Raw genomic sequence first — 14,270 nt, forward strand, 5'->3', positions numbered from 1 at the left:
GTTTTCCGTCTGGGGGGCAACCTGCCGGGAGACTCGGACTCAATGTTGCGGAAAATCTTGGTTTTTGGTCTGCCGTGAGAGGGGATGACGGGGAATGAAAAGCAAGCATGTGGCCGTCCTGCTGGGTGGTTTCTCGTCCGAGCGGCCCGTGTCCTTGTCTTCCGGAAAGGCTTGTGCCGATGCGCTTGAGCAGGAAGGCTACGAGGTCACCCGAGTCGATGTCGGTCGCGACGTCGGCTCCGTGCTTGCCGCACTCAAGCCGGATGTCGCCTTCAATGCGCTGCATGGCCCTTTCGGCGAGGACGGCACCATCCAGGGCATCCTCGAATATCTCGGCGTCCCCTATACCCATTCCGGCGTGCTCGCCTCGGCGCTTGCCATGAACAAGGAACAGGCGAAGAAGATCGTCAAATCGGTCGGTGTTCCCGTTGCCGAATCAAAAGTGACCAATCGCTTCGCCATCCAGAACAAGCACCCGATGAAGCCGCCTTATGTGATCAAGCCGGTCAATGAGGGGTCGAGCTTTGGTGTCGTCATCGTCTCGGAGGGGCAGTCGCATCCGCCCCAGGTCGTCGGGTCGTCCGAGTGGAAATATGGCGATACCGTCATGGTCGAGCGCTACATCCATGGGCGCGAATTGACCTGCGCTGTCATGGGCGATGTGGCGCTGGGCGTCTGCGAGATCATCCCGACGGGCCATTCCTTCTACGATTACGATTCAAAATATGTCGCGGGCGGATCAAAACACGAATGCCCCGCAAAAGTTTCATCAAATATTTACCAAAAAATACAGACACTGGCGCTCAAGGCTCATCAAGCTGTCGGCTGTCGGGGCGTTTCCCGGTCGGACTTCCGTTATGACGATCGTCACTCCGAAAATGGCGAGGTTGTATGGCTCGAGGTCAATACCCAACCGGGTATGACGCCGACGTCTCTGGTGCCTGAAATCGCTGCCCATTCCGGGCATTCGTTTGGTGAATTGTTGAGTTGGATGGTGGAGGACGCTTCGTGTCTGCGTTGAAATGGGGACAAGGCAAGGGGAAGGGCGCGGCCGTGCCGTCGCTGTTCGGCCTGTCATTGTCGTTTGACCATTTCGTGCTGCCGCGCGTGCTTCGCCGCCCGGTGCGCATCCTGGCGCGCCTGGGCGATGGCGACTTCGAGGCGCCGCGCTTCTCCGCTGCGATCATGTCGGCGGTGCTGCTTGCTTCGAGCGGCGCCTATGGTGCCTATCTCGGTGGTCATGCCGACGGCATCGTCCAGAGCATCACCGCCCGCACAGGTTTTGCCGTTGATCAGGTCAAGGTGGTCGGCAACCGGCAGACCTCCGAGATCGACATTCTCGACAGGCTCGAGCTCGACGGTTGGACGTCGCTGATCGGCTTCGACGCCGAGGCCGCGCGCGAGCGCATCTCCGGCCTGCCGTGGATCGAGGTGGCGGCGGTGCGCAAGGTCTATCCGCACACGCTGGAAGTGCGCGTCGAGGAGCGTGACGCCTTCGCGCTCTGGCAGCAGGGCAATGATCTCTCGGTCATCGAGAAGAATGGCGCCGTCATCGCGCCGTTCTCGGGTGGCAAGCAGGTGCTCTTGCCGCTGCTGATCGGCGACGGCGCGCCGGCCAAGGCGCCGGACTTCCTAGCCAAGATCGAAAAATATCCTGATCTCGCGAGCCGGGTCAAAGGCTATATCCGCGTTGGCGATCGGCGCTGGGACCTGAAGCTGGACAACGGCATCACCGTCAAGCTGCCCGAGGACGACGAGGACCAGGCGCTGGCCGAACTCGTCAAGATGGACAAGGACAAGGGGCTGCTGTCGCGCGATATCGTCGCTGTCGACATGCGCCTGACAGACCGGCTGGTCGTGGAACTGACGCCCGAGGCGGCGACGCAGCGCGAGGCCGCCCTCAACGAGAAACCGAAGACCCTCAAGCGCAAGCCGGAGACGAAGATATGAGCTGGCTTGGCGGTTCTGGCGATGCCGCGTCGCGCCGGTCCGGCACCTTGACGGTGCTGGACGTTGGCTCGAACAAGGTTTGCTGCATGGTGGCGAAGCTGAAGCCGAACGATGACGGCAAGCTTCTGCGCGGCCGTTCGCACCGCATCCAGGTGATCGGCATCGGCCATCAGAAGTCGCAGGGCGTGAAGTCGGGCGTGGTCGTCGATCTCGACCGCGCCGAACATGCCATCCGGCTGTCGGTCGACGCCGCCGAGCGCATGGCGGGGCTGACGGTCGATTCGCTCATCGTCAACATGACCGCCGGCCGGCTGAAGAGCGAAAGCTTCTCGGCGACCATCAATCTCGGCGGCCATGAGGCCGACGCGGCCGATATCAAGCGCGTGCTCGGCGCCGGCGCCAAGCAGGCGTTGAAGGCCGAGCGCGAGGTGATCCATTCGCTGCCCGTGGGCTTCTCGCTGGATGCCGAGCGCGGCGTTCGTGATCCGCGCGGCATGGTTGGCGATGCGCTTGGCGTCGACATGCATGTGCTGACGGGCGACGCGGCGCCGATGCGCAATCTGGAGCTTTCCATCAATCGCTCGCATCTGTCGGTCGAGCGCATGGTGGCGACGCCCTATGCCAGCGGGCTGGCGGCCCTGGTCGACGACGAATTGGAAATGGGCGCTGCCTGCATCGACATGGGCGGCGGCACGACGACGATTTCGGTGTTTTCGGAAGGCAAGTTCGTCCATGGCGACGCCATCGCCATTGGCGGCAACCATGTCACGCTTGACATGGCCAAGGGGCTTTCGACCTCGCTCGACGCTGCTGAGCGGCTCAAGGTCATGCATGGTTCGGCGCTGCCGGGCAGCGCCGACGATCGCGACCTGGTCTCGATCCAGCCGATTGGCGACGACGGCGACGTGCCGTTGCAAATTCCGCGTTCGGTGATGACGCGCATCGTGCGCGCCCGCATCGACGAGACGCTCGAACTGCTGCGCGATCGGCTGAACAAGTCCGGCTACGGCAATGCTGTCGGCAAGCGTGTGGTGCTGACCGGTGGTGCCAGCCAGCTGGCCGGCCTGCCGGAGGCGGCGCGCCGCATCCTGGGGCGCAATGTGCGCATCGGCCGTCCGCTCGGCGTGGCGGGCCTGCCCGAAGCGGCGAAGGGACCGGCTTTCTCGGCCGCCGTCGGACTTTTGATCTATCCGCAGATGGCGAATTTCGAAAGCCATCCGGCGAAAGGCATTTCCGGTCTCAGGATGACCGGAACGGGTGGAAAACTGCATCGCATGAGTCAGTGGTTGAGAGACAGTTTCTAATTGACGGGGACAGCCCCATAGGCGGCCGCGGCGGCGAAGCGGCGTGAAAGGCAAAGGACGGAGACAATGACCATCAATCTGCAGAAGCCGGACATCACCGAGCTTAAGCCGCGCATCACCGTGTTCGGTGTCGGCGGCGGCGGCGGCAATGCCGTGAACAACATGATCACCGCTGGTCTGCGCGGTGTCGAGTTCGTCGTGGCCAACACCGACGCGCAGGCGCTGACCATGTCGAAGGCCGGTCGGCTGATCCAGCTTGGCGCGCATGTCACCGAGGGGCTCGGTGCCGGATCGCAGCCGGAAGTCGGCCGTGCGGCCGCTGAAGAATGCATCGATGAGATCCTCGACCATCTCACCAACACCCATATGTGCTTCGTCACCGCCGGCATGGGCGGCGGCACCGGTACGGGTGCTGCTCCGGTGGTTGCCCGCGCAGCCCGCGAGAAGGGCATCCTCACCGTGGGCGTCGTCACCAAGCCGTTCCACTTCGAAGGCCAGCGCCGCATGAAGACGGCCGACATGGGCATCGAGGAGCTACAGAAATGCGTCGACACGCTGATCGTCATCCCCAACCAGAACCTGTTCCGGCTGGCCAATGACAAGACCACCTTCGCCGATGCCTTCGCCATGGCCGACCAGGTGCTCTATTCCGGTGTCGCCTGCATCACCGACCTGATGGTCAAGGAAGGCCTGATCAACCTCGACTTCGCCGACGTGCGTTCGGTGATGCGCGAGATGGGCAAGGCGATGATGGGCACCGGCGAGGCTTCGGGCGAGGGCCGCGCGATGGCCGCTGCCGAGGCTGCTATCGCCAACCCGCTGCTCGACGAGACCTCGATGAAGGGCGCCAAAGGCCTGCTGATCTCGATCACCGGCGGTCGCGACCTGACCCTGTTCGAAGTCGACGAGGCGGCGACCCGCATCCGCGAGGAAGTCGACCAGGACGCCAACATCATCCTGGGTGCTACGTTCGACGAAGAACTCGAAGGCGTTATCCGCGTCTCCGTGGTTGCCACAGGCATCGACAAGACAGCGGCTGAAATCGCGTCCGCGCCGATCTCGATCCGTACGGCTCCGCCCAAGCAGGCCACCCGTCCGGCCGTTGCCCCGGTGGAAAGCCGGCAGGCGCCGGTCCAGCAGGCCGTGTATGAGCCGCGTGCCATCGATCCGGTCGCCGAGGCCATCCAGCTTGCTGAAGCCAATGCCGCCGCCATGGCGCAGGTTCGTCCGGCTCCGGTCGCGCATGCGGACGATTTCCGTCCGCAGAGCAAGATCTTCCAGGCGCCGCCAGCACAGCCGCAGCCAATGCAGCAGCCGGTCGTCCAGCAGATGATGCAGCCGGCCCCGCAGCCGCGCGAAATCTTGCGTGAGGTCCAGCAGCCGGTGGCTATGGCACCGCAGCGCATGCCGCGTGTCGAGGACTTTCCGCCGGTCGTAAAGGCCGAGGTGGATGCCAAGAGCCGTCCGCATGACCACGAGAACAGCGGTCCGATGGGCCTGCTGAAGCGTCTGACCAACGGCCTGACCCGTCGCGAGGAAGAGCCGGCACGGCTCCAGCCTGCGCAGCCGCGTGAACCCAAGCTGCGCCAGGCGGCACCCGAAGTGCGCCGTCTCGCCAGCCAGGACGCACAGCTTTATGCACCGCGCCGCGGCCAGCTGGATGACCAGGGCCGCCTGACGCCGCAGACCAGGGCGACTCAGGACGACGATCAGCTGGAGATTCCGGCGTTCCTGCGCCGCCAGGCCAACTGAGCCGTTAACGGGCCGTAACAATTGTTAACAGGCAGGCAAGGAATTGCTTGCCTGTTAACGTTTTAAATGATGCAAAATCAAATGGTTATGATGCCGTACCTGTTCCAGTTCGCGGTTACAAAGAGTAAGAAACCGTGATTTGGAGTCTCCCTGCCGGGACATTATCTTCGCTGCCTACCATAGTCGGTCTGCCGGGATTTCGGGGAAGTGACCCTGCCTGCCGATTTAACGAGAGCCGCGCCCTCGGGCTGGAGAAGCGGACTTAGGCATTCGGGCTTATGGGGTTTGTCTTGCACGACTACCAGACGACAGTGAAGGCGCGCGCGTCGCTTACGGGCACCGGCGTCCACAGTGGCAAAGAAGTCTCTATCAGTTTCCTGCCCGCGGATGCCGATACCGGCATCGTGTTCCAGCTTGTCAGTGGAGACGGGCAGGGCCGCGAGTTCCGCGCTCTGTTTTCCGAAATCGGCGCCACTGACCTGTGCACCATGCTTGGCGATCCGTCGGGCGAGCACATCGCCACCGTCGAGCACATCATGGCGGCGCTGTTCGGGCTCGGCATCGACAATGTCCTCATCGAGATCGACGGCCACGAGGTTCCCATCCTCGACGGCAGCGCCATGGCCTTCGTGGAAGCCATCGACCAGGCGGGCATCGAGAAATTGCCGATCAAGCGGCGCTACATCAGGGTCGTCAAGCCGGTTCGCATCGAGAACGGTGCGTCCTGGGCGGAGTTCAGACCCTATGACGGCACCCGTTTCGAGGTCGAGATCGACTTCGAAAGCCCGGCGATCGGACGTCAGCTGTTTGCCTCCGATCTCAATGCCGACATTTTCCGCCGCGACATCGCGCGGGCCCGCACCTTCGGCTTCATGAAGGATGTCGAGCGTCTGTGGGCCGCCGGCTATGCGCTGGGATCGTCGCTCGAGAACTCGCTGGTGATCGGCGACGACAACCGCGTCATCAACATCGGCGGCTTGCGCTATCCCAATGAGTTTGTGCGCCACAAGACACTCGACGCCATGGGCGACCTGGCGCTGGCCGGAGCCCGCTTCATCGGCTGTTTCCGCTCCTATCGCGGCGGTCACAGGCTGAATGCCGCGGCGCTGCGGCGCCTGCTGTCGGACCGCACGGCTTTCGAGATCGTCGAGACGACACGCCGCGAGCGTGGCCGCGCAGCAGAGATGAGCGCCGTCAATGCGCCGCTCTACGCGCCCTGGATGATCTGAGTCCGTAACGTTTTTGGGATGGCGGGTGTGGCAGGAATGCACCATCTTCCGACGAAATCACAGCCATATTCCAGCGCCGCTTCACCGCCACAAAAATGTGCGATTGCCCGGAGATAGCGTTGCCGGGCAAGGCGGTTTTGGTTTATGGCTGCTGCCGTCGATTAGTGCATGTCGCTCAAAAGTGGGGACCAGTTTTGGGACAACAGCATGCAAGAGGCATTAAAATAACGCCGAAAGGGCGCAATCCAATCATGTTTTTCAAGCGAGTCGGTCAATCGAAGGCGCCCCAGCGGTCCGTTCTCCTGGCGCTGTCGTTGGTTGTTCCTTCGCTCTTCCTTTCTGCTTGCATGTCGTCGCCGGAGAAAGACATCGACCTGTCGAAGTATGTCGACCAGACGGAGCCGGGCGACGTGCTCTACAATCAGGGCCTGGCCAATCTGAACGCCGGGCGCCTCGACGAAGCGAGCAAGAAGTTCGATGCCGTTGACCGCCAGCACCCCTATTCGGAATGGGCGCGTAAATCGATGGTGATGGGCGCATTCACCGACTACCGGAAGGGCAGCTACGACGATGCGATCTCGGCGGCCAAGCGCTATCTGGCGCTTTATCCGTCGACGGACGACGCGCCCTATGCCCAGTACATTATCGGCCTGAGCTACTACAAGCAGATCAAGGACGTGACGCAGGATCAGAAGGAAGCACGCCAGACCGTGCAGACGATGCAGGAACTGGTTACGCGCTGGCCGACGTCGGAATATGTCGACGACGCCAAGGAGAAGATCCGCTTCGCCAACGACCAGCTCGCCGGCAAGGAAATGCAGATCGGCCGCTATTATCTGGAGCGTCGCGAGTACATTGCCGCCGTCAAGCGCTTCCGCACCGTGGTGGAGGATTATTCCAACACCCGCCATGTCGAGGAAGCACTGGCCCGCCTCACCGAAAGTTATTACGCGCTGGGGCTGACCTCGGAGGCGCAGACGGCCGCGGCCGTGCTTGGCACCAACTATCCCGACAGCCCATGGTACAAGGATTCCTACAAGCTGCTGCAAAGCAACGGGCTGGCGCCGCGCGAGAATGCCGGTTCGTGGATATCCAAGGCCGGCAAGCTGATCACCGGCGCCTGATGTCGGGCTGAAGCGCGCATGGCGCGCTTTTTCGGATTGATCCGATGCTGAAACAAAAAGATAGTGCGGCGCTGCGACTCCGATCGGTCGCGTGCCGCTCTACGGCGGTTCAGTGGTTTGATTGAAGCGCTGAACCGTCCTATCTCTTTGTTCTACGCAATTCCCGGGGGAAAACCGTTACGCACTTTTCCTGGAATTGCTTGAGGTCCGGGTTCTGATGCTTTCCAGACTGTCGATCCGCGATATCGTCCTGATCGAGAAGCTGGATATCGACTTCCAGCCGGGCCTTTCCGTGCTGACCGGCGAAACCGGCGCCGGCAAATCCATCCTGCTCGATGCCCTGTCGCTGGCGCTAGGCGCGCGCGGCGACGCTTCGCTGGTACGCCATGGCGCGGCACAGGGCCAGGTGATTGCCGTGTTCGATGTGCCGCGCAATCATCCGGTGCGCGCGCTGCTCGCTGAAAACGCCATCGAGGATGACGGCGACATCATCCTGCGCCGCGTGCAGACCGCGGATGGCCGCACCCGCGTGTTCGTCAACGACCAGCCATCCAGCGTCACCCTGATGCGCGATGTCGGTCACGCGCTGGTCGAGATTCATGGCCAGCATGATGAGCGCGCTTTGGTCGATCCCGGTGCTCACCGCGACGTGCTCGATGCTTTTGGGGGCCATCTCGGCGCCGTCCGCTCGACGGGCGAAGCATGGCGGCACTGGCGCGCCTGCGAGCAGGAGCTGACGCGCCACCGCGCCAAGGTGGCAGCGGCCGCGCGCGAGGCCGATTATCTGCGCGCCGCGGTCACCGAACTGACCAAACTCGATCCCCAGCCCGGCGAGGAAACGGAACTGGCCGAACTGCGCGCCCACATGATGCGCGCCGAAAAGATCGCTTCCGAAATCCATGATGCGCAGGATGTGCTGTCCGGCCCGTCATCACCCTTGCCGCAACTGGCCAGCTTGCTGAGGCGCCTGCAGCGCAAGGCGACGGAGGCGCCGGGCCTGCTCGAGGACGTGGTCAAGTCGCTTGACGAAGCGATGCTGTCGCTCGACGCGGCACAGTCGGGCGTCGAGGCAGCACTTCGCGCCACCGAATATGATCCGCAGCGGCTGGAGAAAGCCGAAGAGCGGCTGTTTTCGCTGCGCGCTGCGTCACGCAAGCATAGTGTCGCCGTCGATGATCTGGCGCAACTGCGCGACACGATGGTTGCCGATCTCGCCGATCTCGATGCCGGCGAGGGGCGCCTGCATGGGCTGGAAAAGCAGGCCATCGCCGCGCGCGAGGCCTATGATAGCGGCGCCGTGCAGCTGTCCTCGCTTCGCCATGCGGCGGCGGCCGGCCTGACCAAGGCAGTCATGGCCGAACTGCCGGCGCTGAAGCTCGAACGCGCCGCCTTCATCGTCGAGATGAAGAGCGAGGCCGAAAACCGCATGGAAGAGGGCATCGACCAGATCGAGTTCTGGGTGCGCACCAACCCCGGCACACGGCCCGGACCGATGATGAAGGTTGCATCCGGCGGTGAGCTGTCGCGCTTCCTGCTGGCGCTGAAGGTGGCGCTGGCTGACCGCGGCTCGGCGCCGACGCTGGTCTTCGACGAAATCGACACCGGTGTGGGTGGCGCCGTGGCGGACGCCATCGGCCAAAGGCTGGCGCGGCTGTCGAAGCGCGTGCAGGTGCTCTCGGTTACCCATGCGCCGCAAGTGGCGGCGCGCGCGGCGACGCATTTCCTGATCTCCAAATCGGGCGGTACCGACCGTGTGGCGACCGGCATTGCCGAGATGGACAGGACGGCTAGGCAGGAAGAGATCGCCCGCATGCTGGCCGGCGCCACCATCACCGACGAGGCGCGCGCGGCCGCCGAGCGTTTGTTGCGCGAAAATACAAACGCGGCATAAGAACAGCCTGTGTCATCGATCGAGTCAGGATATGGCTCCATGTTGCTGTTCGGGAATGATTTTCCCAAGGCCGCTCTCCCTTGCGGGAGAATCCTGATCTATTGTGACGCGCCACCGTTCGGGGACAAAAAGCATGGCCGAAAAACCAGTCGATGCGCTCAGCGAAAGCGAAGCCGAAGCCGAGTTGAAGCGGCTGGCCGAAGAGATTGCCGGCCATGATGTGCGCTATCATGCCGAGGACGCGCCCACGATCACCGACGCCGAATATGACGCGCTGCGGCGCCGCAACCTCGCCATAGAGGAGCGCTTTCCCGGCCTGGTGCGCGAGGATTCGCCGTCGCGCAGGGTGGGTGCCGCGCCGGCGGAAGGTTTTGCCAAAGTGCGCCATGCCGTGCCGATGCTCAGCCTCGCCAAGGCCTATACCGACGAGGATGTCACCGACTTCATCGAGCGCGGCAAGCGGTTCTTCGACCGCGACAAGGACCTCGACATCGCCTTCACGGCCGAACCGAAGATCGACGGGCTGTCGGCTTCGCTGCGTTACGAGAAGGGCGTGTTCGTGCAGGGCGCGACGCGCGGCGACGGCACTGTGGGCGAGGATATCACCGCCAATCTCAGGACGATTGCCGATATTCCCGCGAAGCTGAAAGGCTCGGGCTGGCCCGAGACCATCGAGATCCGCGGCGAGGTCTATATGACCTATGCCGAGTTCGAGGCGCTGAAGCAGCGCTCGGCCGCGGCCGGCGGCCAGGATTACGTCAATCCGCGCAACACGGCGGCGGGGTCGTTGCGCCAGAAGGACGCCTCCGTCACCGCCAGCCGCAACCTCAAATTCTTCGCCTATGCCTGGGGCTTCACGACATCGGATCCAGCGCCGACCCAGTATGAATCCGTGCAAAAATTTGCCGATTGGGGGTTCAAGATCAGCCCCTTGATGGTGCGGGCGAAGTCAGTCGAGGAACTGGTCGCGCACTACCATCTGATCGAGGAGCAGCGCTCCTCGCTCGGCTATGACATAGACGGCGTCGTCTACAAGGTCGACCAGTTGGAGCTGCAGCGCCGCTGGGGTTTCGTCACCGGCGAACCGCGCTGGGCGGTCGCGCATAAATTCCCGGCCGAGCAGGCAATGACGACGGTCGAGAAGATCGACATCCAGGTCGGCCGCACCGGCACGCTGGCGCCGGTCGCGCGGCTGGCGCCTGTCACCGTCGGCGGGGTGGTGGTCGAGAATGTCACGCTGCACAATGAAGACTACATCAAGGGTTTTGACAGCAACGGCCTGCCGATCCGTGACGGCATCGATGTGCGCATCGGCGATACGGTGGTGATCCAGCGGGCTGGCGATGTCATTCCGCAGATCGTCAGCGTCGTCATCGACAAGCGTCCGGCCAGTGCCGTCCCTTACGAATTCCCGCACATTTGTCCGGTCTGCGGCTCGCCGGCGACGCGCGAGATCAACGAAAAGACCGGCAAGGAAGATTCCCGCCGGCGCTGCACCGGCGAGCTGATCTGTGCCGCGCAGGCCGTGGAAAGATTGCGCCATTTCGTTTCGCGCGGCGCGTTGGATATCGAGGGCCTGGGCGCGGAAAACATCGACACCTTCTTCAATGCCGGACTGATCAACACAGCCGCCGATATTTTTACGCTCAGGGACCGTCGTCCCGCCGTCACCAAGGCACTTGCCGAGCGGCGCGAGGAGCAGGCCAGGCAGCGCGAGGCGGCATCGGGCAAGACGCGCAAGAATGTGCGCAGCGTCGAGGACCGCAACTATGAAGGCCTCGACAAGCTGTTTTCGGCGATCGATTCGCGCCGTGAGCCGGAACTTGATCGGTTCATCTTCGCGCTCGGCATCCGCCATATCGGCGAGACGACGGCTGCGGTGCTTGCCAAGACCTTCTCGACCATCGAGGAGCTGATCCGTGTCGGCAAGGAGACAGCGGCAGCGGAAGATCCGCACACCGTCTTTCCGTCGGTCAACGGCATTGGCGACACGGTGATCGATGCGCTGCGCGATTTCTTCGGCAATGAACGCAATGACGACGTGCTCGACAAGCTGCTCGGAGAGGTCAAACCGAAGCCGTATATCGTCACCGTCTCTGCCGACAGCGATGTCGCCGGCAAGACCATCGTCTTCACTGGTTCGCTGGAAAAGATGACACGTTCCGAAGCCAAGGCGATGGCCGAGCGTCTCGGCGCCAAGGTGGCCGGTTCGGTTTCGGCCAAGACCGACCTGCTCGTCGCCGGGCCAGGTGCCGGCTCCAAGCTCAAGCTCGCCAGCGAACTCGGCGTCGAAGTCATTGACGAGGACACCTGGCTGCAGCGGGTCGGCAAGGCGTGATGGACGGCGCGTTCACTGGCTTCGGCCAAAAAGCCCTTCCATTCCTGAAGGCGCTGGATTTCCACCAGAGCCGGGAGTGGTTTTTGGAGAATCGCGATCTGTTCGAACAGGAATTACGCGATCCCTTGGGCGATCTCGTTGACACGCTGACACAGCGTTTTGCGGAAGCGGGGCTCGGCCTGCGCGGTGACCGCAGGAAGTCGCTGTTCCGCATCAATCGCGATGTGCGCTTCGCCAAGGACAAGCGGCCCTATAACAGGCATGTCTCGGCTATCCTGTCGCCCGATGGCAGCAAGGCCGTGCAGGGCGTGTTCTACATTCATATCGGGCTTGAGGGATGCTTTGCCGGCGTCGCCTGGTGGCAGCCGGAAGCAGCACTGCTGCTGGCGATGCGGCGGGCCATCGAGACGTGGCCCGCCAGGTTCCGCGCCATGGTGAAGGCGTTGAGGAAGAACGGCCTCGAGCTCGATGCCGAAGACGCCATGAAACGCACGCCGCGCGGCTTCGAGCATGTCACGGACGAGGACCTTGTCGCTGCCATCCGCAACCGGCATTTTGTCGTTCGCCACGTCATCGATCCGGCTGGCATCCATGACGCGGCGCTGGTCGAGGAACTCGTCGATTTCACCTTGCGCGCCAAGCCGCTGCTCGATTGGGGCAGGGCGATCGAGGGCAAGGTGCCGGGCAGTTAGTTTTCCGGTCCGTTGGGTATGACGGCTACATCCGCATCAGAAGACCACCATCGACGGCCAGTTCAATCCCGGTGATGTAGCTTGCTGCGTCGGAGAGCAGGAAGAGCGCGGCGTTGGCCATGTCCTGCGGCGTGCCGATGCGGCCGAGTGGCGTGTAGTCGGCGACGGCGGCGCGCTTCTCCTCGGTGTCCCAGCGGGCCTGCAAGGGGGTAAGCGCCATGCCCGGACAGATCGCATTCGAACGGATGCCCTCGCTCGCAAGCTGCATCGCCAGCGACTTTGAAAGCGCGCAGACGCCGGCCTTGGATGCCTGGTAGGCGTCCTGCGGTTTCGGATCACCCCGGTACCACTGGATCGTCGAGAAATGCACCATGGCCCCGCCGCGTCCGCCCGCGCGCATGACGGGAACGACGGAGCGCGCCGTGTGCACGAAGGATTTCAGATTGATGTTGAAGACCTGGTCCCAGACATCAAGGTCCATTTCCAGTGCCGATCTGTCGCGGCCGAACCAGAGCACGCCGGCGACATTGGCGAGATAATCGATGCCGCCGCGTTCGCGGCCCGCCGTGCTCACGACCTGCTCGACAAAGGCAGCGTCGGTGAGATCGCCCTGTGCAAAGGTGAGCCTGTCTCCGAATTTTGAGAGCGAAGCCGGAACCGCCTTGACGTCGATAGCGGTAACCGACGCGCCGGCTTCGAGCAGCGCGAGCGCGATTGCTTCGCCCATGCCGCCGCCCGCGCCGGCGACGACCGCGTGCCTGCCGGTGAAATCGTAAACGATCATCTGCAACCTCTCTGTGCTTTCGTGCCCCAAGACATCAGTTTCGTTGATTTGTTGGCTCAAGCGAATTCGTCTGACTTTCCAACCGCTCGCCCCTACATAACAGCGCAACTTGGGAACGGGATATGTCTGCTGAGACCTTGACCGAAAATTCTTTGGCCAGCGATTTCTGGCAGGGTGTGCGGCTCTCCATGCCTGTCGTGGTGGCGTCGGCGCCGTTCGCGGTGCTGTTCGGCGCGCTTGCCGTCGACAATGGCTTCTCGGTCCTCGAAGCCTTCCTGATGAGCGCTCTGATCTATGGCGGCGCCAGCCAGATGGTCGGCATCCAGCTGTTCGGCCAGCATGTCGCGCCCTGGCTGATCGTGCTGTCGATCTTCGCCGTCAATTTCCGCCATGTGCTCTATTCCGCCGGCATCGGCCGGCGCATCGCGCATTGGCCTGTCATCCAGCAGGCGCTTGGCTACTTCATCCTCACCGATCCGCAATTCGCGGTTGCAGAGGCGAGGGCGAACACCGGCCAGACCGTCGGCTTCGCTTGGTATCTGGGGCTCGGCCTGCCGGTCTACATATTCTGGGTGATCGAAAGCGCGCTTGGCGCGGTGTTCGGCAAGCTCATCCCCGACACGCACGCGCTGGGCATCGATTTCCTGCTGCCGATCTATTTTCTTGGCCTGGTGCTTGGCTTCCGCAAGCGGCCGCTGTGGCTGCCGGTGGTGCTTGCCAGCGCCGCTGTCTCCATCGTCGCCTACAAGACGGTGGGTTCGCCCTGGCATGTCTCGATCGGCGCCATCGCCGGCGTGCTGCTCGCCGTCATCCTGCCGCCGCATCATAGCGGCGTGGAGACAAGGCCATGAGCACGACATTCTGGATCATCATCGCTGGCGCGATCGCCACCTATCTGACACGCATCGGCGGACACCTGGTGATCTCGCGCTTCGACAACATCCATCCGCGCGTCGAGGCCGGCCTCAACGCCGTGCCAGCGGCCGTGCTGACGACGCTGGTGGCGCCGGAACTGCTCAATGCCGGGCCGGCGGAATGGGCGGCGCTGGTGGTGACTGCGGTGGTGTCGCTGCGTGGCGGGCTGATGGCGATGTTCTTGGCCGGAGCAGCGGTGTTGATCCTTGCGCGGCAGTTCGTGGGGTAAGTTTTTCCGGCGCGATCGTTTCGAACGTTGGCGCCGCCCCCCATTGCCCTGCCGGGCATTTC

Annotated in this window: 12 protein-coding genes; 11 read left to right on the forward strand and 1 reads right to left on the reverse strand. The window is 63.2% G+C overall.

The window, feature by feature from the left end; all coding sequences use genetic code 11:
• Nucleotides 1-94 precede the first annotated feature (94 nt).
• The 9 genes from A3A9_RS0105910 to A3A9_RS0105950 all read left to right on the forward strand — a co-directional run bounded on the left by A3A9_RS0105910 (nucleotide 95) and on the right by A3A9_RS0105950 (nucleotide 12,280).
• Nucleotides 95-1,021: a D-alanine--D-alanine ligase gene (locus tag A3A9_RS0105910; RefSeq protein WP_027057946.1), complete on the forward strand. Its 927-nt coding sequence runs from the start codon at nucleotides 95-97 to the stop codon at nucleotides 1,019-1,021.
• Nucleotides 1,009-1,950, forward strand: coding sequence for a cell division protein FtsQ/DivIB (locus tag A3A9_RS0105915; RefSeq protein WP_027057947.1), 942 nt, complete (start codon nucleotides 1,009-1,011; stop codon nucleotides 1,948-1,950). Before A3A9_RS0105910 ends, A3A9_RS0105915 begins: the two co-directional genes overlap by 13 nt.
• Nucleotides 1,947-3,254, forward strand: a complete 1,308-nt coding sequence (gene ftsA / locus A3A9_RS0105920; RefSeq protein WP_027057948.1) for a cell division protein FtsA — start codon at nucleotides 1,947-1,949, stop codon at nucleotides 3,252-3,254. Before A3A9_RS0105915 ends, ftsA begins: the two co-directional genes overlap by 4 nt.
• A gap of 66 nt (nucleotides 3,255-3,320) precedes the next feature.
• Nucleotides 3,321-5,006 (forward strand): cell division protein FtsZ, encoded by a 1,686-nt coding sequence (gene ftsZ / locus A3A9_RS0105925; protein WP_027057949.1) that lies wholly within the window; start codon nucleotides 3,321-3,323, stop codon nucleotides 5,004-5,006.
• A 278-nt stretch (nucleotides 5,007-5,284) separates the two neighbouring features.
• Nucleotides 5,285-6,235: a UDP-3-O-acyl-N-acetylglucosamine deacetylase gene (gene lpxC / locus A3A9_RS0105930; RefSeq protein ID WP_027057950.1), complete on the forward strand. Its 951-nt coding sequence runs from the start codon at nucleotides 5,285-5,287 to the stop codon at nucleotides 6,233-6,235.
• A 251-nt stretch (nucleotides 6,236-6,486) separates the two neighbouring features.
• Nucleotides 6,487-7,359, forward strand: coding sequence for an outer membrane protein assembly factor BamD (locus A3A9_RS0105935; protein WP_027057951.1), 873 nt, complete (start codon nucleotides 6,487-6,489; stop codon nucleotides 7,357-7,359).
• Between the two features lie 217 nt (nucleotides 7,360-7,576).
• Nucleotides 7,577-9,250 carry a DNA repair protein RecN gene (gene recN, locus A3A9_RS0105940; RefSeq protein WP_027057952.1) on the forward strand — a complete coding sequence of 558 codons (1,674 nt, stop codon included), beginning with the start codon at nucleotides 7,577-7,579 and terminating at the stop codon, nucleotides 9,248-9,250.
• 133 nt (nucleotides 9,251-9,383) lie between these two features.
• Nucleotides 9,384-11,588, forward strand: coding sequence for an NAD-dependent DNA ligase LigA (gene ligA, locus A3A9_RS0105945; protein ID WP_027057953.1), 2,205 nt, complete (start codon nucleotides 9,384-9,386; stop codon nucleotides 11,586-11,588).
• Nucleotides 11,588-12,280 (forward strand): DUF2461 domain-containing protein, encoded by a 693-nt coding sequence (locus A3A9_RS0105950; protein ID WP_027057954.1) that lies wholly within the window; start codon nucleotides 11,588-11,590, stop codon nucleotides 12,278-12,280. Before ligA ends, A3A9_RS0105950 begins: the two co-directional genes overlap by 1 nt.
• Nucleotides 12,281-12,305: 25 nt before the next feature.
• Here A3A9_RS0105950 and A3A9_RS0105955 read toward each other — a convergent pair whose 3' ends face one another.
• Entirely contained in the window at nucleotides 12,306-13,064 is a 759-nt protein-coding gene (locus tag A3A9_RS0105955; RefSeq protein ID WP_027057955.1) for an SDR family NAD(P)-dependent oxidoreductase, read from the reverse strand.
• 122 nt (nucleotides 13,065-13,186) lie between these two features.
• Between A3A9_RS0105955 and A3A9_RS0105960 the strand changes: the two genes are divergently transcribed.
• Both A3A9_RS0105960 and A3A9_RS0105965 read left to right on the forward strand, forming a co-directional pair.
• The gene (locus tag A3A9_RS0105960) at nucleotides 13,187-13,915 is read left to right on the forward strand and encodes an AzlC family ABC transporter permease (RefSeq protein ID WP_027057956.1); all 729 of its coding nucleotides are present in this window, start codon (nucleotides 13,187-13,189) and stop codon (nucleotides 13,913-13,915) included.
• The gene (locus tag A3A9_RS0105965; protein ID WP_027057957.1) at nucleotides 13,912-14,208 is read left to right on the forward strand and encodes an AzlD family protein; all 297 of its coding nucleotides are present in this window, start codon (nucleotides 13,912-13,914) and stop codon (nucleotides 14,206-14,208) included. The genes A3A9_RS0105960 and A3A9_RS0105965 overlap by 4 nt, the downstream gene beginning before the upstream one ends.
• The last annotated feature ends 62 nt before the right edge of the window (nucleotides 14,209-14,270 follow it).

The organism is Mesorhizobium loti CJ3sym (assembly GCF_000472785.1).
In the GTDB taxonomy this organism is placed as follows: domain Bacteria; phylum Pseudomonadota; class Alphaproteobacteria; order Rhizobiales; family Rhizobiaceae; genus Mesorhizobium; species Mesorhizobium loti_E.